This window comes from Shewanella frigidimarina NCIMB 400 (assembly GCF_000014705.1).
Classification (GTDB): domain Bacteria; phylum Pseudomonadota; class Gammaproteobacteria; order Enterobacterales; family Shewanellaceae; genus Shewanella; species Shewanella frigidimarina.
Genome location: NC_008345.1, coordinates 2529833 through 2552884, shown reverse-complemented (window position 1 = coordinate 2552884; position 23052 = coordinate 2529833). Strand labels below are relative to the sequence as shown.

18 protein-coding genes are annotated in these 23052 nt (G+C 40.9%); 7 read left to right on the top strand and 11 right to left on the bottom strand.

Annotated elements, in window-relative coordinates:
* Positions 1-146 precede the first annotated feature (146 nt).
* Positions 147-2162, top strand: coding sequence for an oxidoreductase (locus SFRI_RS11025; protein ID WP_011637600.1), 2016 nt, complete (start codon positions 147-149; stop codon positions 2160-2162).
* A 154-nt stretch (positions 2163-2316) separates the two neighbouring features.
* Here SFRI_RS11025 and yghU read toward each other — a convergent pair whose 3' ends face one another.
* Both yghU and SFRI_RS11015 read right to left on the bottom strand, forming a co-directional pair.
* Positions 2317-3186: a glutathione-dependent disulfide-bond oxidoreductase gene (gene yghU, locus SFRI_RS11020; RefSeq protein ID WP_011637599.1), complete on the bottom strand. Its 870-nt coding sequence runs from the start codon at positions 3184-3186 to the stop codon at positions 2317-2319.
* A gap of 148 nt (positions 3187-3334) precedes the next feature.
* On the bottom strand, positions 3335-4009 hold the full coding sequence (locus tag SFRI_RS11015) for a haloacid dehalogenase type II (RefSeq protein ID WP_041412980.1): 675 nt from the start codon (positions 4007-4009) through the stop codon (positions 3335-3337).
* A gap of 289 nt (positions 4010-4298) precedes the next feature.
* On the opposite strand from SFRI_RS11015, the gene SFRI_RS11010 reads away from it, so the two are divergent.
* Positions 4299-4592 carry a hypothetical protein gene (locus tag SFRI_RS11010; protein WP_011637597.1) on the top strand — a complete coding sequence of 98 codons (294 nt, stop codon included), beginning with the start codon at positions 4299-4301 and terminating at the stop codon, positions 4590-4592.
* A 188-nt stretch (positions 4593-4780) separates the two neighbouring features.
* Here the strand turns inward: SFRI_RS11010 and SFRI_RS11005 are convergent, their stop codons facing one another.
* A complete protein-coding gene (locus SFRI_RS11005) occupies positions 4781-5107 on the bottom strand; it encodes an EF-hand domain-containing protein (protein ID WP_011637596.1) in 327 nt (108 codons plus the stop codon).
* Between the two features lie 442 nt (positions 5108-5549).
* Entirely contained in the window at positions 5550-6413 is an 864-nt protein-coding gene (locus SFRI_RS11000; RefSeq protein WP_011637595.1) for a PA4780 family RIO1-like protein kinase, read from the bottom strand.
* Between the two features lie 631 nt (positions 6414-7044).
* On the opposite strand from SFRI_RS11000, the gene SFRI_RS10995 reads away from it, so the two are divergent.
* The 3 genes from SFRI_RS10995 (at position 7045) to SFRI_RS10985 (ending at position 9760) form a co-directional block, all read left to right on the top strand.
* Positions 7045-8193 (top strand): BamA/TamA family outer membrane protein, encoded by a 1149-nt coding sequence (locus SFRI_RS10995; RefSeq protein WP_011637594.1) that lies wholly within the window; start codon positions 7045-7047, stop codon positions 8191-8193.
* On the top strand, positions 8180-9013 hold the full coding sequence (locus SFRI_RS10990) for a hypothetical protein (protein ID WP_011637593.1): 834 nt from the start codon (positions 8180-8182) through the stop codon (positions 9011-9013). The genes SFRI_RS10995 and SFRI_RS10990 overlap by 14 nt, the downstream gene beginning before the upstream one ends.
* 450 nt (positions 9014-9463) lie before the next feature.
* Entirely contained in the window at positions 9464-9760 is a 297-nt protein-coding gene (locus SFRI_RS10985; RefSeq protein WP_011637592.1) for a hypothetical protein, read from the top strand.
* Positions 9761-9783: 23 nt separating this feature from the next.
* On the opposite strand, the gene yfaE is transcribed toward SFRI_RS10985, so the two are convergent.
* The 5 genes from yfaE to ubiG form a co-directional block, all read right to left on the bottom strand.
* Positions 9784-10185, bottom strand: a complete 402-nt coding sequence (yfaE, locus tag SFRI_RS10980; RefSeq protein ID WP_011637591.1) for a class I ribonucleotide reductase maintenance protein YfaE — start codon at positions 10183-10185, stop codon at positions 9784-9786.
* Entirely contained in the window at positions 10175-11305 is a 1131-nt protein-coding gene (gene nrdB, locus SFRI_RS10975) for a class Ia ribonucleoside-diphosphate reductase subunit beta (RefSeq protein ID WP_011637590.1), read from the bottom strand. Before nrdB ends, yfaE begins: the two co-directional genes overlap by 11 nt.
* A gap of 72 nt (positions 11306-11377) precedes the next feature.
* Positions 11378-13666 carry a class 1a ribonucleoside-diphosphate reductase subunit alpha gene (gene nrdA, locus SFRI_RS10970; protein ID WP_011637589.1) on the bottom strand — a complete coding sequence of 763 codons (2289 nt, stop codon included), beginning with the start codon at positions 13664-13666 and terminating at the stop codon, positions 11378-11380.
* Positions 13667-14257: 591 nt separating this feature from the next.
* Positions 14258-14920, bottom strand: coding sequence for an HAD family hydrolase (locus SFRI_RS10965; protein WP_011637588.1), 663 nt, complete (start codon positions 14918-14920; stop codon positions 14258-14260).
* Between the two features lie 123 nt (positions 14921-15043).
* Positions 15044-15766, bottom strand: a complete 723-nt coding sequence (ubiG, locus tag SFRI_RS10960) for a bifunctional 2-polyprenyl-6-hydroxyphenol methylase/3-demethylubiquinol 3-O-methyltransferase UbiG (protein ID WP_011637587.1) — start codon at positions 15764-15766, stop codon at positions 15044-15046.
* Positions 15767-16153: 387 nt separating this feature from the next.
* Here ubiG and gyrA point away from each other — a divergent pair, with 387 nt between their 5' ends.
* Both gyrA and serC read left to right on the top strand, forming a co-directional pair.
* The gene (gene gyrA / locus SFRI_RS10955) at positions 16154-18883 is read left to right on the top strand and encodes a DNA gyrase subunit A (RefSeq protein WP_011637586.1); all 2730 of its coding nucleotides are present in this window, start codon (positions 16154-16156) and stop codon (positions 18881-18883) included.
* Positions 18884-19060: 177 nt separating this feature from the next.
* A complete protein-coding gene (gene serC, locus SFRI_RS10950) occupies positions 19061-20152 on the top strand; it encodes a 3-phosphoserine/phosphohydroxythreonine transaminase (protein ID WP_011637585.1) in 1092 nt (363 codons plus the stop codon).
* A 159-nt stretch (positions 20153-20311) separates the two neighbouring features.
* Here serC and SFRI_RS10945 read toward each other — a convergent pair whose 3' ends face one another.
* Both SFRI_RS10945 and SFRI_RS10940 read right to left on the bottom strand, forming a co-directional pair.
* Complete coding sequence (locus tag SFRI_RS10945; RefSeq protein ID WP_011637584.1) at positions 20312-21391, bottom strand: methyltransferase; 1080 nt, start codon at positions 21389-21391, stop codon at positions 20312-20314.
* Positions 21392-21604: 213 nt separating this feature from the next.
* Positions 21605-22966, bottom strand: a complete 1362-nt coding sequence (locus SFRI_RS10940; RefSeq protein WP_011637583.1) for an SLC5/6 family protein — start codon at positions 22964-22966, stop codon at positions 21605-21607.
* Between the last annotated feature and the right edge of the window lie 86 nt (positions 22967-23052).

Genomic DNA, 23052 nt, shown 5'->3' with positions numbered 1-23052 from the left:
GTCTAATGTAGTCATCCTAACTGAAAATCAATAAAAATGTGAAATTCAATTGTAAAGGTTTTTAACAAACGAGCGTTTAAATGATTGAGCAAACTTTACTGTCGGGGTATGCTGGTTTAAATCACTTGTTTAAAAAGGATGTTTGAATGTCGTTTCCACACTTATTAGAACCTTTAGATCTAGGCTTTACACAGCTGAAAAACCGCGTGTTGATGGGCTCTATGCACACGGGTTTAGAAGAAGAAAAAGGCGGATTTGAGAAACTGGCAGCATTTTATAAAGAACGTGCTCAAGGTGGCGTAGGGTTAATTGTTACCGGCGGTATTGCCCCTAATTTGCGCGGCCGTCTAGCGCCACATGCCTGCCAATTGAGCTTTTCTTGGCAGGTGGGAAAACATAAAATTGTTACCGATGCCGTGCATGAAGCGGGCGGTAAAATCTGTATGCAAATCTTACACGCTGGCCGTTATAGTTATCATCCTTTTAGTCTAGCGCCGAGCAAAGTAAAATCGCCCATTACCCCGTTCACTCCCTCTGCGATGTCTGCTCGTCAAGTACGCTCGACGATTAAAGACTACGCTACCAGCGCGGCATTGGCGAAAAAAGCCGGCTATGATGGCGTTGAAGTCATGGGGTCTGAAGGCTATTTGATCAACCAATTCATCAGTTCGCGCACCAATAAACGTAACGATGAATGGGGCGGAAGTTATGAAAATCGGGTTAAATTCCCGATTGAAATCGTTAATGCTATTCGCCAGAAGGTTGGCAGTGACTTTATTATTGTGTTCCGTTTATCGATGCTCGATTTAGTCGATAATGGTTCAACGTGGGACGAAGTCGTAAAGCTGGCAAAATCGCTTGAACAAGCTGGTGTAAGTATTATTAATACCGGTATTGGTTGGCATGAAGCCCGTGTACCGACGATTTCGACCAGTGTACCGCGTGGGGCATTTTCTTGGGTAACCGAAAAACTCAAAAAAGAAGTCAAGGTGCCGTTAATTGCTACAAACCGGATTAATACTCCAGAAATTGGCGAGTCGATTATTGCATCAGGTCAAGCTGATATGGTGTCGATGGCCCGGCCATTTCTTGCCGACGCTGAGTTTGTGAATAAAGCGGCAGCTAATACCCCTGAATTGATTAATACCTGTATTGGTTGTAATCAAGCTTGTTTGGACCACACCTTTTCGATGAAGCGGGCAACCTGTTTGGTTAATCCCCGTGCTTGTTATGAAACCGAAATTAATTTTACCCCAACAACCAGTAAAAAACGTATCGCTGTTATGGGCGCCGGTCCTGCGGGAATGGCGTTCTCTGTATATGCAGCATCCCGTGGCCATGAAGTGGTATTGTTTGAAGCCAAGTCAGAAGTGGGTGGTCAGTTCAATTTAGCGCGTAAAATTCCGGGTAAAGAAGAGTTCAATGAAACTATTCGATATTTCATTAACCAAATTAAGTTACATAACGTTGAACTGCGTCTAAACACTAAATTGGATGCGGCAGTGTTAGCTAATGAGAAATTTGATGAAGTGGTCATCGCCGCTGGTGTGGTGCCACGAGCGTTGGAATTACCAGGTTTTGATAATCCTAAAGTGGTCGATTACCAACAAGTATTAACCGGCCAAGTTGAAATAGGTAAAACGGTAGCATTGATTGGTGCTGGCGGTATTGGTTTTGATATGGCTCATTTCTTATGCGAATTAGAATCGAGCACTTTGCAACCCGATAAATGGTTAAAACAGTGGGGCATTGATAAAACCTATCAGAATGCTGGCGGGTTAACTGTAGAAGCCGAACATGTTCCAGGTCGTGAAGTGTATTTACTGCAACGTAAAACCACCAAAATGGGCAAAGGTTTGGGTAAAACTACTGGCTGGATCCATCGCAGTGTGTTGAAGCAACATCAAGTTCATATGAAAACTGGCGTAAGCTACGAAAAGTTTGATGAACAAGGTCTGCACATTAAAATCGGTGAACAATCTGAAATTCTTGCTGTAGATAACGTGGTGTTGTGTGCTGGACAAACGTCGAATCGCAGTTTGGTTGATGAAATGAAAGCCAGCGGATTACCTGTACATTTAATTGGTGGAGTCGATGTGGCGGCTGAATTAGATGCTAAACGCGCTATCCGTCAGGGTGCAGAACTTGCGATGAGTATTTAATTGTCACAGACGTCTGGCTTGAAATAACGTTCACAATTTGCGTTGTTTCGGCCTCTGATACGTCAATATAAAAAGCCTTCTGCATTGCAGAAGGCTTTTTAGTATCCCAATAAAATAAGTCAGGATACCATCGCGTCAAACTTTAGCTGCTGACTTATTTTAACTTGCTAGGACGCAGCTTTAGTACTTTATCAATATCTTGTGCGCAATGACGCTCAGGAACTTGTTCCCATTCTTCGCCCCAAGAGCGATTGATGATACGACCACGTTGAACCCCTTCACGAGTTTCAAGCAATTTAGCCCAACGAACAACATTAGTATATGACTCTACTTCTAGGAATTCGGCTGCATCGTATAAATTGCCCAAGACTAAGTTGCCATACCAAGGCCAAATAGCAATGTCTGCAATGCTATATTCTTCACCAGCAATAAAGGTGTTTTTTGCCAGTTGTTTATCTAACACATCTAACTGTCGTTTAACTTCCATAGCAAAGCGATTAATTGGATATTCCTGTTTTTCATCGGCATAAGCATAGAAATGACCGAAGCCACCACCGAGGAACGGCGCTGAACCTTGAGCCCAGAACAACCAGTTAAATGTTTGTGTTCTGGCTTTGCCATCCTTAGGTAGGAATTGGTTAAACTTCTCTGCTAGATGAACCAAAATTGAGGCAGATTCAAATACGGTTTCGTCTTCACCAGCTGACTTATCCAATAAAGCGGGTATTTTTGAGTTTGGATTGACAGCAACGAACCCCGACGAAAATTGATCCTTTTCCCCGATGTTAATCAGATAAGCATCGTATTCCGCTTCTTTAATGCCTAAGGCCAGTAGCTCTTCTAACAGAATCGTCACTTTTTGCCCGTTTGGTGTGCCAAGGGAGTAGAGTTGCAAAGCATGCTTTCCAACAGGCAGCTCTTTATCAAATCTTGCACCTGACTCTGGGCTATTAATGTTTGCCCACTTATTCGCGCCATTGGTATTATTTTGCCAAACTTTCGGTGGGGTATATTGGTTAGTCATAAAATATCCTCGTGCAACCTGTTAGCAGGTTAAGTAAATTGATAATGCGCTTAGCACAATGTTGTTAGTGTAGCGTGTAAAGTTTTAATGTATTAGCATCAACGCGTATGAGTTATGCTTTTATTGTTTAAATGCAGCATGTTAGTTATTACAGGGAATCGAGCTGTTCACTTAATTCGATTAAATTACCGACGGTGATGTCAGGCTCAATGCCCCAAGGATCAAATATTTTTTTACTGTCTCTTTGGATCCAAGCTGTATTCAGTCCGGCGGCTTTCGCACCAATGACATCCCATGGATTGCTCGACACCATCCAACAATGATTGAGGTCAGATTGAGTACGAGTCATTAAATAATCGTAAACAGCAGGGTTAGGTTTAAATGTCTTTAGATCATCGACACTGATAACGTCATGTAGTTGAGGTAAAACGCCCGAGTTTTGCATAAGTGTACGAACCGCAACTTCTGGTCCATTTGAAAAAGCGGCCAAGGTATGACCTTGATTGCGCAGTAATGCTAGTCCAGGAATGACATCATCAAAGGCCTTGAGTTGACTAAATTTAGCCAGTAAATCTTGTTGTTCGCTTTTTGACAGTGTGACGTTGAAAACAGATAAACAATATTGCAGAGCTTGTTGAGTACACACACCGAAATCTTCATATTGTTGCATTAAGCCACGACGAAATGCATATTCGACTTTTTTATCGTGCCATAATTGACCAAATTCTTGTGCCTTGTCGCCAATCAATTGTTGCAGATGCTGGCCCATATCCACAGGATCCACTAATGTGCCGTAAACATCAAATCCAATCATTTTTTGCATGTTCATTGTTCCATTTGGGTTGTGAGCCAAGTGCTTAAGCTCTTTGTCATTTGATATACTTGTCGATAAGCTTTATCTGTAGTGATTTTGCGCGCTCATAATGTGAGCCATGAGTTACTATAAACTAACTATAACATTCGTTCAATTATTATTTTGAGCGAACGTTCCAAATGATGCAAGCGATTAAATGGCATTAGCTTGAACTGCTGTATTGGCGTTCAAGGAAAACTTTGATGCAGAGTTAATTCATTGTATTATATTGATTAAAAATTATTGAAGGTAATGTTAAATGGAGTGTCCTCGTTGTAAGGGTATCTTTGCCCGTAAAGCGCTTAAACAAGTCCGTAAAGGTAAACATGGGGTTGAAACACAGTGCCCTAAATGTGAGCAATGGTTGATGTTCGAGCCTAAAATGATGATGACCAAAAATATTGGCTTATTCATTTTGTTGGTATTCAGTGTGGCTAACTTCTTCATCGACAACACTGATTATCGCTTAATATGCTCGTTTTTAGGTTTTGCGGGTGCTTGTATTGCTTTTTATGGCGTATTTAAAAGTAAGCTTATTGCAGCGCAGGAGTAATGGGTAATGAGTGATGAGTAATTTTAGCGATGGTGTTGAAATATGGCGCTATACCTTGCCGGTGTAGATACAACTAAGTCGCTTGCTATGCTATAGCGTATTTAAAAGAGAGGTGATGCTGATTACCTCTCTATGGCGATATTGATTACTACTCCGAGCAGAGTTTATGTAGATATCCCAAACTAAAATTATTTAGAATTTCTCATCATTTCACGATGAGATTGAAATTCTTCAGCATCAATAAACTTATTGTGATCCAAATCGATACGCTCAAACATTTCATCACAATTCGATGAGTTTTTTAATAGACGACCTTCAGATTCACGCAATGCTTGCCTGGCTTTTTGAAAGCGCTCAAACTCTTCTTCAGATATCAATTTGTCCTGATTAGTATCAAAATCGGAAAATGCAGGCATCTGAGACATTCTCATCATTCCATTTTCATTTCCGATAGCATTAGGTGACATAGAAATAGTAAGACAAACTAGTAATACCGATAGAACATAGCTACTCATAATATTCTCCTTGTTAACTTTTTAATATCATTATACGCCTATTTACCCATGTAAAAAACAAGGTTATTTAACGTGTGTAAATTGATCATATTACTTTTTAACAAACATAACGGTTTACTCATGGCTATGTGGAAAAAGGAACAAATTGACGTTTAGCCAGTAATGAGATTGCTTTTGCACACGATAGCGTTAACAAGCGTCGCTTAAAAGCGGAGTGTTTAGGCGGCCAGCGGTTATGGTTAACCAACTTGCTTAGTTGAGATGAGCGTCTTAATTTGGTATTCGCTAGGGGTAATTAGCCGTCAACTCGGGTTGGCTTGGCGTTAATTAAGGGGGGAAGGCTAATTGAATAGGGGACTTACCGACAATTTATTCGATCATGTATTCGATAATTTGTCGGTAAACCTCCCTAGGTGTTCACATGAGTATATAAACGATCGATTTAATACTCGTCGTTGTTTGCATCACTCATGCGCTCGCGTCTTTCTTGCGCTTCTTCAAATGCAGCGTTGATTTCTTCTAATACCGAATCGACATCAGCTGCGGTCGTGTCTTCTTCAAACAAACCGGTCAATTGTGTTTCCGGCGTTAATTCACCTTGTTCATACAAGGCCCACATTTCTTTAGCATATTTTGTTGCTGCTAATTCTGGGGCAAATTGAGAATAATAGTCTGTCATATTATTCACATCACGAAATAACATCGCTTTGGCATTATTGTTTGCTGATGCATCAACAGCTTGGGGCAGGTCAATGATCACCGGTCCATTCTGATCTACGAGCACGTTAAATTCTGATAAATCGCCATGAACAATACCTGCACATAACATCCGTACTACATAACCCATCATGACGTAATGCTGTGTTTGTGCTTGTTCTACGCTCATCTGGGTGACGTCATTTAATCGAGGTGCTACATCACCATGAACATTGGTGATCAACTCCATCAATAACACCCCATCAAAGCAGCCATAAGGTACAGGTACTCTAATTTTAGCTGCGGCGCATTTATATAACGCGTCGACCTCGGCATTCTGCCAAGCTTTTTCTTGTTCTTCACGACCGTATTTAGAACCCTTTTCCATGGCTCTACCACGACGACTGTTTTTAGTTTTTCGACCTTCTTGATATTGTGCTGCTTTTTTAAAACTGCGCTTAGTGGCTTCCTTATACACTTTGGCGCAGCGAATCGCATCGCCACATCTGATCATATAGACCGTAGCTTCTTTGCCACTCATGAGTTGGCTTATCACTTCATCGACGAGACCATCGTCAACCAGTGGTTGTAATCGTATAGGCGTTTTCATAGCGTCGTTATACCTTACTTGCGCGCTGGATGATATATCTAAGGAAATAATTTTTACTTGCTGATGGGCTACTGATTAAATGAGGCTCAATAGTACTGAATTTGTGCTTTGTAGACTCTTGTTTATTAGATAAAAATGCTGTAGCCATTCAGTTAAATATAGTCGATTCTGGTCCTTTTACCGAAAGATACTGATAGGATAAATGTTGAGCTAACACTAAAAAGAGCAGCTAAACGTGCTATATTAGCGGCCGTTATTTCGCCTAATAATATCAGTTGCGTCTTTAGATAAAAAGATTGCTGATTGTATACCTAAGTTAACGCTAGGTTTAAATGTCAGCGTGTAACTCAGTATATGGCCTAGTGTATTCATTATTTAGTATTTAATGACGTTGAAATTCAGTAAAGCTTAAGTTTTTCTTCAGCCAATATTGAGCGATGAATAAGATAATCTGTTCTGATTTAGTTGCTATTTGATGCCTATGTGAATCGATCGCTATGTGAATCGATTATTATCGATAACAACTATTTATACTGAATGCTATCGAGTTAACTCATTGAACAGCAATTCCAAAATTTGGCATGGAAGTCATCATGCGTACTTAGTTTTTCAACATTTTAATAGAGTTTTTATGAAACGGACCTTACTTTTAGCACTATTTGTTTTTTCTAACGCAGCCACTGCAGTTGAACCTTTATTTGAAACCCCCAAAGATATGCAACCAACATGGATTGATGACATTTTGTCGGTTTTTGGCGCGGATGGTGAATTCGATGACACTAAAGCTATTGATATGAGTTATTTACCTACAGCTTATTACACCCCAGAGAAAAAGTTTGGTGTGGGTTTGCTTATGGTGGGGTTATACAAAACTGATAATGCATCAAGTGAACAACAGCCTTCATCATTGGTGTTGAATTCATTTGCTTCTGTGAACAATTCTTATGGCGTCACAGTAGAAAATATGACGTTTTTAAATCAAGGTAAGCAGCGGTTGTTACTTGACTTAGAACTGCATAATGAAGCTGCTGTTTATTATGGAATAGGGATTGAACAAGGCGATCAAGATCTAAATCATCATGAATTTAAAGAACAACTGTATAGCTTTAAGCCGCGTTGGATGACCGAAATTGCCAGTAACTATTTTATTGGTGTGGGTGCTGACTTTATTTATACCACGGCCGACAGCTTAGAATTAGGCGCAACAGAAGCACCAATGGATTCAAATACTCTTTTGCCAGACAATTTTAGCTCAGGTGTTGTGGTAACCAGTATTTATGATTCAAGAGATTACCGTTTAAATGCAACAAAAGGCTGGTTATTTCAAGTTGATGCTGGATTATATCAAAATGACCAGTTCGATTCGTTTTCTACTTATAATATTGAATTAGCTAATTATATTGATTTAGGCTCGACACCGGGTTTAATCGCTTGGCAAGTACAAGGTCATCTAACCAGTGGCGACGTACCTTGGAATCTATTACCTGATCTTGGTGGCTCTGACGCGATGCGAGGCTATATTAGAGGCCGATATCGTGATGAGCAAATGATGATGGGACAAGTTGAATATCGCTTACCAGTATTTCAACGTTATGGCATGGTATTTTGGGGCGCTGTTGGCAGTGTCGCACCTAAAGTGAGTGAACTAACCGATACGCTATTAACCGCCTATGGCACAGGGTTTAGATTTAAAATAAAAGACAATATTAATTTACGTTTTGACGTAGGTGTTGGTGAAAATGAAACTAACTTCTACCTGAATGTGAATGAAGTTTTTTAAGGCGATACGATTGAATATATTAACGTCGCGAATAAGACTTATAATGACCGGGTGTCGTAACAACAGGTCGTTGGCGATAGCTGGTGTCCTAGTCTCGAGAATACTGATAAGTGTATGTCTGGTTAGTGGCTTATTGCAAAGTAATAGAGTCTTGGCCAATGACATCCCACAAAGTTGCCAGCGAAGCTTCAATTACTCTATTTATCTCAGTGGACTTCACACAGGTGAGATGAGTCGTACCGAGAACTGGCAGGGTAAGTCTGCTGTTATCATCTCTAAGAGTGAAGCCAGTATTTTAGGGATAGGTACTCAATATCAACAACGTACTGAGTTATCGTGGTCAAATAACAGTAATGAATGGTTAACTGATAGTTTTCATCAACAGGTAACTGGTTTTCGTTCTCGAGACATGCAAGCCACTTTTTACAATAATGGCCTTGAGTCACGCGTGGATATTGATGGCGATATTGAGAATTATACCTCAAGCCAAATTCCATTAAGGGATGTAGACACCTTAGCGATTCAAATCCGCGAAAACTTGCTGGGCGGCCGACGTCAATTTGCGTTAATTAGGCAAGCTTCAGATGCAATTGAACCTTATCAGTTTTATGTGAAGGACAAATTAATTACCACTATCGGCTCTTGGGGGGAGATACAGCTTATTCCGGTAGAGCAAACTGGGGCCGAAGAGGTGACGTATTACTTTGCACCAAGTATGAATTATCAACTGGTAAAAGCCCATTATCATGGGATGATTTTGCAAGGGGTTATTGAGCTTGATCGTTATGTTTCATCTTGCGATACCATGTCTGAGAGTTAACCCTAACTCGTGATAAGCAGCAAATTCAGTACCCGTTTAATTCACTAGCCTCATTGACGCGTCAATGAGGCTAGTTCACACAATATGATTACAATGAATGAATAGACACAATAGTGAATCCATTTACTCGTTATGGGCGGCTGACTCATCATTATTTATGCTAGTTATTTTAACATTAGCCATTATCCACACTCGTCATAGCCATTATTAGCTCTAGTCAATAATGACTAAACAATTGCTCCCGATACCTTACTATTAGCCCTGTAAGCTCATCAATAGACTTCATTTTTTACAACTTATCTAATGATAATGATGCCTCTTCGACATAAACTCGATGGCTAACATGATGGAATCTTGTCGTCTATATTATATGATTTTGGCTGGTGAATATGCCCACAAATCTATATCGAATAGGTATAATTTGCTGCAGATGTTCCCATTGGAGATACCATGGCCAAGGTAATCAATAAAGCCATTTTTAGCAGTCGGATATTGTCGATAAACCTGGTGACTTACCATACTCATCACCGAGTGATGACCCATATCGATCCGGTACAACAAGGCCGCTATTACAAACTCAATTTTGTCCTTGTGCAACCTAAAGTCGGTGGGGTGTTTCTGTGTGCAAAATGCATCATGAACTTATGCGGGCGAGTGTATTTATTTCGTCCTGATAAATATGAGCATAGCGTGACTAAGATTGAGACGGGTAAACGCGTGTTATTAAGTATTGCTTTGAATATCTAAAAGGGTGTTAACGGGGCGATAAGTTAACGTTCGTGGGCAAGTTTAGGGCTGTTAGTCTGTAATTGTTGGGTTAACGCAGTTGTTGGCTTATGAGTGTCATTGGTTGAGGCATATTGACGTTTAGCCACCACTTGCACACCTTCAGTTGATAGTTTGAGATTTAAATCACCCTCAGGCACACAACAACAGGGCAGACATTCATCTGATTTAAGTTCAGCTAGTGGCTCGGAGAAGTATTTAACTTCTCCTGATATCACTGTGGTTTTACACGCGCCGCAAAATCCATTACGACACTCTGAAAACACTTTCACTTTTTTCGACTCAAGCGCTTCTAATAAGCTTGAATGTTGGCCGTCAAATAAAATAACCGGCTGTCCTTTCAAGCTTACGATTGGGGCTTTTTTGAAAAGTTTTTTATAGGTCAAAATCTAAAAACTCATCGCCATCAACAGAAGAATCAATTTGACCAACAAGATAAGACGATACTTCAACTTCTTGTGGGGCAACTTGTACTGCATCACTTTCTAACCAGTTTTTCATCCACGGTAGTGGATTCGATTGTTCATCATAAGGTTGAGGTAAGTGAACTGACTTCATCCGTTGGTTAGTAATAAACTCAACATACTGGCATAAAATCTGTTCATTTAAGCCAATCATCGAACCGTCTTTGAATAAGTACTTGGCCCATTCTTTTTCTTGTTCCGCCGCTTTGACGAATAAGTCATACGCTTCTTGCTTACACTCAGCAGCAATTTCTCCCATTTCAGGGTCGTCTTTACCACCCTGCATCAGAGCTAAAATGTGTTGTGTACTATTGAGGTGTAATGCTTCATCACGGGCAATTAAGCGAATAATTTTAGCATTACCTTCCATAACACGGCGCTCTGCAAAGGCAAACGAACAAGCAAAACTGACATAGAAGCGAATCGCTTCTAAGGCATTAACTGACATCATGCACAAATATAATGACTTTTTAAGAATACGTGAATTAACGGTGATTTCTTTACCGTTAATAATGTGCGTTCCTTCACCTAGCAAGTTATTAATCTGGGTGAGGTTAATCAAGTCATCGTAATAAGCGGCAATATCACCGGCACGCTTTAAGATTTCGTCATTTTGTACAATATCGTCAAATACTAAAGATGGATTATTAACAATATTCCGAATAATGTGAGTGTACGAACGCGAGTGAATGGTTTCAGAAAACGACCATGTTTCAATCCACGTTTCCAATTCAGGTAGCGATACCAAAGGCAAAAATGCCACATTCGGCGAGCGGCCTTGAATTGAGTCTAGCAAGGTTTGGTATTTCAGATTTGATAAGAAAATATGTTGTTCATGTTCAGGTAAATTACCGAAATCAATTTTGTCACGGCTGACATCAACTTCTTCTGGACGCCAGAAAAACGATAATTGCTTTTCAATTAGTTTTTCAAAGACTTCATATTTCTGTTGATCGTAGCGTGCCACATTAACCGATTGACCGAAAAACATCGGTTCTTTAGTCGAATCGTTAGGTGTTTGACAAAATGTTGAGTAAGCCATTATTTAGGTGTCCTGAAAACGCATTTTTCAAAAAGCGGGGAAGGCCCCCGCTAAATATACATAAAGTGATGATTATATCTTACACGCACCGCCACCACAGCCATCGTCTTCTTCTTCGACAGCAATAATGTCGTCAAACTGATCCGAAGCACCGTCGCGAGTATTATGATAATACAATGTTTTAATGCCCAGTTTGTATACGCTTAACAAGTCTTTTAACAACGTTTGCATCGGTACACGACCGCCTTCAAAACGGCTAGGATCATAATTGGTGTTGGCCGAAATAGCTTGGTCGATAAATTTCTGCATTAACCCAACAAGTTGGATATAACCATCGTTGTTTGGCATATTCCACAGTAGTTCATACTTATCTTTCAGTAATTCAAAATCAGGAACGACTTGCTTTAACTGACCATCTTTACTGGCTTTAACGCTGATTAAGCCGCGTGGAGGCTCGATACCATTGGTCGCATTTGAAATTTGCGATGAGGTTTCAGACGGCATTAGCGCAGACAAGGTTGAGTTACGTAAACCGTACTGCTTAATGTCGCTACGCAAGCTTTCCCAGTCCATGTGCAATGGCTCGTCGCAAATCTTGTCTAAATCACGCTTGTAAGTATCGATAGGTAAAATACCTTTCGAATACGTAGTCTCGTGGAATAACGGACATGCACCTTGCTCTTTAGCTAAGTTCATTGACGCTTTCAGTAAATAAAACTGAATTGCTTCAAAAGTCTTATGAGTTAGGTTATTGGCTGAACCGTCTGAATACTTTTTACCGTTTTTAGCTAAATAGTTAGCAAAGTTAATCACACCAATACCTAAGGTACGACGGTTCATTGAACTCGTTTGTGCGGCTTTGATTGGGTAATCTTGGTAATCAAGTAAGTTATCTAGGGCACGTACGGCTAAATCAGCTAATGGCTCAAGTTCAGATAAATCTTTAATTGCGCCTAAGTTAAGTGCTGACAAGGTACATAGCGCGATTTCACCGTCAGGATCATCAATATTAGTCAGTGGCTTAGTTGGCAAAGCAATTTCTAAACATAAGTTAGATTGCTTAATTGGCGCAACTTTAGAGTCAAACGGGCTGTGAGTATTACAGTGATCGACGTTTTGAATGTAGATACGGCCAGTAGAAGCACGTTCTTGCATCATCAATGAAAACAGTTCAACCGCTTTAATTTGTTTTTTGCGGATATTGCTGTCTTGCTCATACTGAAGGTATAAACGTTCAAACTCAGCTTGATCTTCAAAGAATGCATCGTAAAGACCTGGCACGTCTGATGGGCTGAATAAACTGATGTATTCGCCTTTAATCAAACGTTGGTACATTAATTTGTTTAACTGCACACCGTAGTCAAGATGACGTACACGGTTGTCGTCAACACCACGGTTGTTTTTAAGGACTAGTAACGATTCAACTTCTAGATGCCATAAAGGATAGAAAAGGGTTGCTGCGCCGCCACGTACGCCGCCTTGAGAACAAGACTTCACCGCAGTTTGGAAATACTTATAAAAAGGTAAACAACCAGTGTGGAAAGCTTCACCGCCACGAATAGGGCTACCAAGGGCTCGAATACGACCAGCGTTAATACCAATACCAGCACGTTGGCTAACGTATTTAACGATAGAAGATGCGGTTGCATTGATTGAATCTAAGCTGTCATCACACTCAATTAATACACAAGAGCTGAACTGACGTGTAGGTGTACGCACACCGGCCATGATTGGCGTTGGTAAAGAAATCTTAAACAGAGACGTCGCGTCATAGAAGTCTTTAATGTACTTCAAACGGATTTCTTTTGGGTAACGGGCAAACAAACATGCAGCCACTAAAATATATAAAAACTGGGCGCTTTCGTACACTTCATGCGTTACACGGTTTTGAACTAGGTATTTACCTTCAAGTTGCTTTACCGCGGCATAAGAGAAGTTCAAGTCACGCCAGTGATCGATATAGGTGTCGAGGATGTCTAATTCTTCACGGCTGTAATCAGCCATGATATGCATGTCATATTTACCAATTTCAACTAACTTGGTGACATGGTCATATAACGTTGGTGGCTCAAATTGACCAAATGCTTTTTTACGTAAATGGAACACCGCTAAGCGGGCAGCCACAAATTGGTAATCAGGTGACTCAGGAGAGATCAAGTCAGCCGCGGCTTTAATGATCGTTTCATGAATGGCTTCTGTTGGAATGCCATCAAAAAACTGCAGATGAGATCGAAGTTCTACTTCAGATACTGAGACGTTTTTTAATCCCTTGGCTGCCCAAGTGATCACGCGATGAATTTTATCTAAATCGATAGATTCACGTTCGCCACTGCGTTTAGTGACTGTCATATTGCTATTCATTGAAGAGAGGCCTTGGTTCTATATCTAATCATGTGATCTGTTGTTGGATGCAGTGCTGCTTGATTCGATCCGAACCAGTTACAAAACAATTCCATGTTAAAACAATCAACCTGATGTACTCACAACGTGGTAGTTAAACACCAGTACGTTCAGTTAGCAGCTACATCCTTTGGAACGTCCTGGAGTAGTGTTTTGATTGTTAGCCACACACAAGATATGGTGTTATTTAAAATCTAAGATACAAGATAGTGAGGTTTGAGGTTTATTGCAAGCCACAATTTCATTAACTTCTTGTGGATAACTTGAGGATAAACGGCAGGGTTAGTGACAACTAACCCTAGAGCCCAAATTCATAAAGAGTTTTTGATAAATGATATTTTTTAATCCATCAAATGAGAAAGATTTGATCGCTAAAATAAACAGCGATCAAAAAAAATGGACTGTTTATTGGTTGATCTTTTGTTGGTTTTGATCGGGTGGAAATTGGTGGCGGTTAACTGTTCATTTAAGCCGAATAAGACCCGTTAAACTTCACTCATGCTTTGTTCATTTAGCACAAATATCCCGCTAACTTGATGCCCAATAGTGTCATTAATCAGTGAAGAATTGCTTTAGTGAGGCGCCATGTTCAAATTGTCTGCCTGCAGGCCATGTGTCAGGTTTATCTGTCGCAGATAAATAACCCCATAAAGCAACGCCACCTAACATACTGGCATTATGGGCGGCGACTAAGTCGCGTTCGGCATCGCCTAGATATAAGATACTTTGAGGAGCAATGGCAATTTGTTGTGCTGCTAACAGCATTGGTGCGGTATGAGGTTTAGAGTGGCGGGTGCTATCACCACTGATCATGGTTTTCAATTTATGAGTTAAACCAAGCTTTTCCACTAATGGCCTGGCAAATCGAGCTGGCTTATTGGTCACGACACCATAAGGAATCGATTGGGCATCAAATAAAGACAACAGTTCAGGTAAGTCATCAAATAAACGGCTGTTGTCACCATTAATACGGGCATAATGCTGAAGTAGCGCTTGCTGGATGGTGATTTGTACTTGTTCATCGGCATCTGGAATGGCCGTTTTGACTAAATATAAGCTGCCATGTGATGCTGCATGGCGCATCAAATCAAGCGGTTGGACGTTAAAACCGGCTTCATCCAAGCTGAGGTTCAATGCCTGCACTAAATCTGGGGCTGTATCGGCTAAGGTACCGTCTAAATCGAACAGCACTCCTTTTATATCTTGTTTATGCAAGGGCTAGCTCCTAACGAGATAAAATAACAATAGACAGTGCAAACCCTTTATAGCGTTATTAGTACAACATAACGCTATTGTGCTGCATTCACGTTGAAATGTTGAAAAGAATCACCTGGATGATCAATCAATTTTTTGAGTGGCTATCATATAGTTTACATCGACACTTTTAGTGTACTTAAACACACCTGACAATGGATTGTAGGTAATTCCCAGCGCATCTTTACACAATAAGTCGGTGTTATCGACCAATGCCATCAGTTCCGATGGGCGAATAAATTTGCTGTGATCGTGAGTGCCAACTGGCAGCATTTTTAATAAATACTCAGCGCCGATAATCGTCTGTAAATACGACATCATATTACGGTTTATGGTTGAGAAAAACACAAAACCGTTAGGTTTAACCATGTCACAACAGGCTTGAATCACCGATTGTGGATCGGGTACATGTTCGAGCATTTCCATGCAAGTAACCACATCATAATATTCTCGGTGATTATCACGATGTGCTTCGGCTGTTGTTTTGAGGTAATTAACCGTAACACCAGACTCTAAGGCATGTAGTTTTGCCACTTCAAGAGGTTCGTTGCCCATATCAATACCGTCAACGTTAGCACCTAGGCGCGCCATACTTTCTGACAAAATGCCGCCACCACAGCCAACATCAAGTACTTTCTTGTCAAAAATACCATCAGCGGTTTGGTCGATGTAGTTTAAGCGCAGTGGATTAAGTAAATGTAATGGCTTGAACTCGCCATTGAGATCCCACCAAGTTTGCGCCATGGCTTCAAATTTTGCGATCTCTAGCGGATCAACATTGGGTGTCGATTGTTCAGCGTGTGACATAACTTAACCTAAGTGTGTAATAAAGTATGGTCGCTATTATAGCGATAACCTTTGCGAATAGTAGTCAACAATGGCTTTTGCGGTTCACGCTTGCTCATAAAACATCCATTTAAGCGAGGTGAATTGTCATTTTGTGCTATCAACTGCTTAAAGCATCAGCAAGTTAACGGTTATTGTTGCTTAAATTTAGTCATATATTAGCCAATGAATAAACTAAATTAGCTGAAAATATTAGCTTTTTTATAATTTTTAAGAGTGATAGAGCATTTGGCTGGTCTTTGCTCTGGCGACATTAAATATCTGTGTTAGAATGCCAAATCACGTTTTTAAGCTAGATAATAATATGGAAGTTTTATTGTCAGCTCACTTTAGGGGAACGCGCAGTTTATGACTGATCTGGCATCATCTATTTCGCCAATTAACATCGAAGACGAACTTAAGAATTCTTACCTTGATTACGCAATGAGTGTAATTGTAGGTCGTGCTTTACCTGACGTCCGTGACGGTTTAAAACCAGTTCACCGTCGAGTATTGTTCGCAATGAGCGAATTAAAAAACGATTGGAACAAACCATATAAGAAATCCGCTCGTGTCGTTGGTGACGTAATTGGTAAATATCACCCACACGGTGATACAGCTGTATACGATACAATTGTACGTATGGCGCAACCGTTCTCGCTACGCTACACATTGATTGACGGACAAGGAAACTTTGGTTCGGTCGACGGTGACTCGGCAGCGGCGATGCGTTATACCGAAATCCGCATGCAAAAGTTGGCGCATTCATTATTAGCCGACCTTGAAAAAGAAACTGTGGATTTTGTGCCTAACTACGATGGCACCGAAATGATCCCTGCGGTGTTACCAACACGTGTACCGAACCTATTAATCAATGGTTCATCAGGTATTGCGGTTGGTATGGCCACTAACATTCCACCTCACAACTTAACAGAAGTAGTGAAAGGCTGTTTGGCGTTAATCGAAGATCCAAGTTTATCGATTGAACAGTTAATGGAATACATTCCAGGTCCAGATTTTCCAACGGCAGCTTCAATAAACGGTCGCAAAGGCATTATCGATGCTTATAACACTGGCCGTGGACGCGCTATCATGCGCTCTAAAGCGGAAATTGAAACTGAAGAGAATGGTCGTGAACGTATTATTGTTCATGAAATTCCATATCAAGTTAACAAAGCCCGTTTGATTGAAAAAATTGCCGAGCTTGTTAAAGATAAAAAATTAGAAGGTATCAGTGGCCTACGCGATGAGTCTGATAAAGACGGTATGCGTATTGTTATTGAAATCAAACGTGGTGAAGTGGGTGAGGTTGTACTAAACAACTTATATTCTCAAACACAAATGCAGTGTTCTTTTGGTATCAACATGGTGGCATTGACTAACGGTCAGCCTAAATTGTTTAACCTTAAAGAAATGCTGGAGTGTTTTATTCTTCACCGTCGTGAAGTGGTCACGCGCCGTACTGTATTTGAACTGCGTAAAGCCCGTGAACGTGCTCATGTTCTTGAAGCACTTGCCATTGCATTGGCTAACATCGACCCTATTATTGCGCTTATTAAAGCCTCTCCTACACCTGCTGAAGCCAAAGCAAAATTGGTTGCACAAGGTTGGGAATTAGGTCATGTACAAGGCATGCTTGAAAAAGCTGGTGATGACGCTGCACGCCCTGAATGGTTAGAGCCTGAGTTCGGTATCCGTGACGGTCAGTACTATTTAACTGAGCAACAAGCACAAGCGATTTTGGAATTACGTCTGCACCGTTTAACCGGTCTAGAACATGACAAGATTTTAGCTGAATATGAAGAGCTTTTAGTTCTGATTGCAGGTTTGTTATTCATTCTTCGTACTCCATCTCGTTTGATGGAAGTGATTAAAGAAGAACTTGAAGAAATACTTGAGCAATACGGTGATGAACGTCGCACTATTATTAACGCTAATGAAATTGATATGAGTCTTGAAGACTTAATCAATGAAGAAGACGTTGTAGTGACCTTGTCTCACTTAGGTTATGCGAAATACCAAGTACTGTCTGATTACCAAGCGCAGCGTCGTGGTGGTAAAGGTAAAGCCGCAACTAAAGTAAAAGATGAAGACTTTGTAGAAAAGTTATTGGTGGCAAACACTCATGACACCATCTTGTGTTTCTCTGACTTTGGTAAGATGTACTGGCTAAAAGTGTATCAATTACCATTGGCAAGTCGTACTGCCCGTGGTCGTCCAATTGTTAACTTATTACCACTATCTGACGGTGAGCACATTACTGCCATTCTACCGGTACGTGAGTATGCAGATGATAAATATATCATCATGGCAACAGCACACGGTACCGTGAAGAAAACAGCATTAACAGCATATAGTAACCCTCGTGCAAACGGCATTATTGCTGTGAACCTAAAAGACGGCGACCAATTAATTGGCGTTGATATTACTGAAGGTAGTGACGACATTATGTTGTTCTCTAACGAAGGTAAAGTGGTTCGCTTTAATGAGAAAGCGCGTGATTCTGAAACCGGTGAAGTGAAGATAGATGCTGAAACTGGCGAAGAAATCATTGCACTGCGCCCTATGGGTCGTACTGCTACCGGTGTTCGTGGTATTAAGCTTGATGCGGGCCAAAAAGTGGTGTCGTTAATTGTGCCTAAAGGTGACGGTGCAATTTTAACCGTAACTGAAAATGGTTACGGTAAACGTACAGAGCTAAGTGAATACCCAGCGAAGAGCCGCGGTACTAAAGGTGTTGTGTCGATTAAAGTCAGTGAACGTAACGGTGAAGTAGTCGGTGCTGTTCAAGTGGGTACTTTTGACGAAATCATGTTGATCAGTAATAAAGGCACCTTAGTGCGTACTCCTGCTGAAGGCGTATCCATTATTGGTCGTAACACTCAAGGTGTGACCATCATCCGTACCGCAGAAGACGAGAAAGTCGTTGGTTTGCAACGTATTGAAGAAATTCAAACTGAAGAGCTGTTAGACGAAGAAGGCAATGTTATTCCAGTAAGCGATGTTATCGATGCTGAAGTGACAGATGCTGAGTCAACTGACGATGTTGAAGCAACAGATCCAGATGAAGCCAAAACCGGAGATGACGAACAAGAGTAGTAGATTACTTTTGTTGTCGATATCCTCGAACGGGCGCCTTTATGGCGCCCGTTTTATTTTACGGAATAAATTTCATCAAAATAGGTAAATAAAGGCCTATTCATCAACCCGTAAAATACTTACTATTACGGTTAAATTGTTATTGTCTATATTGATTATTTGTCAAAGGAGTTGTCTGTGAGCGCGATTTATAATTTCTGTGCTGGACCTGCCATGTTACCTCAAGCTGTAATGCAAAAAGCACAACAGGAATTAGTTGATTGGAATGGCCTAGGCGTCTCCGTGATGGAAATCAGTCATCGCAGTAAAGAGTTTATTGCCCTGACCGATCAAGCTGAGGTGACATTACGCAAGTTGATGAGCATTCCTGCTAATTACCACGTGTTATTTATGCACGGTGGTGGCCGAGCTCAATTTTCTAACGTGGTGAATAACTTTCTTGGCGATAATGGTCAGGCACTTTATTTGGTCAGTGGTCAGTGGTCATCGGCCGCAGTAACTGAAGCGAAGAAATTGGTAAGCGAGCACAATATTGACAGTATCAATATTGTTGAGCAGATCAATGGGCTTTATCAGGTTAAATTACCAGACTTAACGGCAATCGATAAAGATTATCGTTATGTGCATTACTGCTCAAATGAAACCGTAGATGGCATCGAGATTTTTGAAGAGCTAGACAGTCCATGGCCAATTGTTGCTGATTTATCATCGACCATCATGTCGCACGAAATTGATGTCAGCAAATACGGTCTTATTTATGCCGGCGCACAAAAGAACATTGGCCCGTCAGGCTTGTCGATTGTCATTGTGCGTGACGATATGCTTAAACTACCAAGTCTGCCGCAATCATCAGTAATGGATTATCGCGTTGCCGTTGAGCATGGCTCTATGTTTAATACACCGCCAACGTTTGCTTGGTATCTAGCCTCGGAAGTGTTTGCATGGTTAGCCGCAAAGGGTGGCGTAAGCGCGATGGCTGAAGTGAACCAACAAAAAGCTGCGTTACTGTATGATTGTATCGACAGTAATCCGTTTTATAAAAACGGTGTGGCACCTCATAACCGCTCACGCATGAATGTCACCTTTCAACTAGTGAATGATGCCCTCGACAGCGAGTTTTTAGCTCAAGCAGAGCAGGCAGGTTTAGTCGCGTTAAAAGGTCATCGTATTGTCGGTGGAATGCGTGCCAGTATTTATAACGCCATGCCACTTGCCGGTGTACAAGCGTTAGTAGACTTTATGAATAACTTTGCCGTAAAGCACAGTTAATTTAAAAAGCTTATTTATTTTACGTAAGATCGGCTTAATAAAAACAAAGCGAATGCCGAGCAGCATTCGCTTTTTTATGACGTCAATAAATGTGTATTTCATCGCTATATTACTGAACGCACATCTCATGCCACTGGTTATTGCGGAATTGCCGTTCTGTTAATTCATCGGCTTTAATTTACAGCGGAGTAAAGTATGGCCTAGGCCAATGTTGTCGATGTCTTCATCAACATACAAGCCTGCCTCATTGATCATTTTAAGCATATCTTTACTGTGATACATCCTGCTATTGCCATTGGCAATCGCGGTAAAATACAAAGAGGTTGCGTTAACGCAATAGGCACCAGCTTCGTGAGGCTGTCGGTCCCAATACGTCTCTAAAATACACAGTTCACTGTCAGGTTTCATTGCAGCCACTGTGCGCTGGAGAATAGTGATGATTTGTTGTTTAGAAAAACAATCTAAAAATTGACTCATCCAATACAAATCACCTCCTTGGTAAAAAGGCTTGTTGTTATCAAGTAAATCTGTTTCAAACGGATGAACTCGGTCTGCAACCAAACATGCTTGGGCATTTTTCATTGCCACAGCAAGTTGACCGGGTAAATCCATAATGGTGACGTTGACGTTTTTATTATAGCGGGTGCAGGCAAATGCCCATTTACCGGTATTACCGCCTACATCAATAATATGAGCGGGATCTGACTTGAAAATCAAAGGTAATAAACTGTCAAAGGCATGATCTGAATAGTAATGATCGAACTCAAACCAGCTTTTTTTAGTTTGTTCAGGTAGCTGACTTAGCCCTGGGTAAATTGTGTCCCAATCGCCAAAGTGTTTAAGTCCAATTGCTTTGCCTTGCTTAAGTGAATCGTCAAGGTCAAACAAGCCTTGATAGCAAACATAATGGATGAAGTTTAGATTTTTTGAGGCCATATCATCATGGAGTAAGAAATAACCTGTTTTATCGAGTCGATAACGATCATCTTTACACCAAAAAATGCCCATACTTAATCCCATATCGAGCAATACGTGAATGGCATATTCAGACAATTCAACATGTTGAATCAGTTGAATTAAGCTAATACCTTCGTCTCCGGCGCCATCAATCTTTGTGAGTATGCCAAATTGACTTAAGCAACGAGCGACTTGAAAGCTTACCGGTGCGAAGGCTATTTTTTGTGCTTCAAACTTAGCATCAAATGCAGACATTTTTTTTGGGGATTGGTAAAAAGACATTAACTGAATTAACTCAAAGGAAGGAGGTGATATAGCTTCAATACTAACAAGATAATACTAGTAAGGTTTTGAGCTACTTCTAGTTTTTGTTTTTTGATAAATGTATAACTGTAGAAGTTGAAGCATAACACTACATTTTGAGTGAGTTCTTTATGCAAAACTCTGCCTCAATGAATCATTCGAGCGGGTGTGAGCCCGCTCGAATTATCTTATTTAACTCAGTAAGCCGAATAGAATGGCTGTCATAGATAATAAACCAGTAATGACGACGAATATGTTACTGACTCGACCGCGGTAGGCTTTCAGTGCCGGTACTTTGTATATCGCATACATTGGCATGAGATATAAAATAGCCGCAATCACCGGGCCACCAAGCGCCTCAATCATACCCAGAATACTTGGGTTCATAACCGCCACGCCCCAAGTAGTCATAAACATAAATCCTAAGATAAATTTATCCAGTTTTTTGCTATTTTCTGGCTTACTGCTGTCGGGTAATTGCTTGATAATGATGCCTTTCAAACCTTCTGTTGCCCCCATGTAGTGACCGAAGAAAGATGAAATAATGGCGATGAAAGCAATGACAGGGGCAAAGTAGCTGATAAAGCCACTTTCATGCACGTTGGCTAGATAAGACAATATCGGTAAGTTATCGGCTTTAGCTTCTAATAACTGCGCCGGTGTTAGTGACAGAACACAGGAGAACACAAACAACATCACAAATCCGACTAACATAATGGCTGTATTGCGGAGGATGACATCGGCTTTATGGGAAGCATTAGCGCCATGTTCTTTTTTGAGAGAAACCGAGAATTGTGAGATAGCGGGTGAATGGTTAAAGGCAAATACCAACACTGGAATGGTTAACCAAACAGTACCAAGAAAATTGGTTGTTGAAGGCACAACCATTAGCGCATCAAACTTCCAGTCTGGTATAAGGTACAAGGACATAAAAGCAAGGATTGCGACGAGCGGATAGACTAATAACCGCGTCACGGAGAGCATAAATTTTTCACCCGCAACCATCACCGACATCATGCCTAAAATTAACATACCCGAAAGTAGCCAACGTTGAATACCACTGACTTTATCGATGATTTGCCCGCCAGCTTCTGTCAGTGCAGGCGTACCGTCGAGTAACATTCTTGGGACGTCGGTAAACATGCCTAATTGATTAATAATGAAACTGTCGACGGTATTGGTTATCCCAACGCCATAGATTAATACAATGGGATATATGGCTAAAAAATACAGCCAAGTAATCGCTTTACCGGCTCCAGCACCAAAATGTTCTTCAACTACCTGAGTGATGTCACTGCCAGGAATAGCAGATGAGCATAGGAAGCGAGATAATCCACGGTGAGCGAGATAGGTCATTGGGCCTATCATGAGTGCCATTAACACTAATGGCCAAAAACCTCCCATTCCGGCATTGATCGGTAAAAATAAAATTCCAGCGCCAACTGCGGTGCCAAACAAGCTCAACATCCAGGTGGTATCCTGACGTGTCCAGCCAGTAGCTGAAACAACGATTGACTCGGGGACCTCTTGTACACTTATGGCTTCATTTTGCATGGCTGATTCACTTTGTTGATATATTAATTTCAGCGTCAGGCTATCTCTTTTTATGAAAATTTAAACAGCTACAGAGCCATTATGTT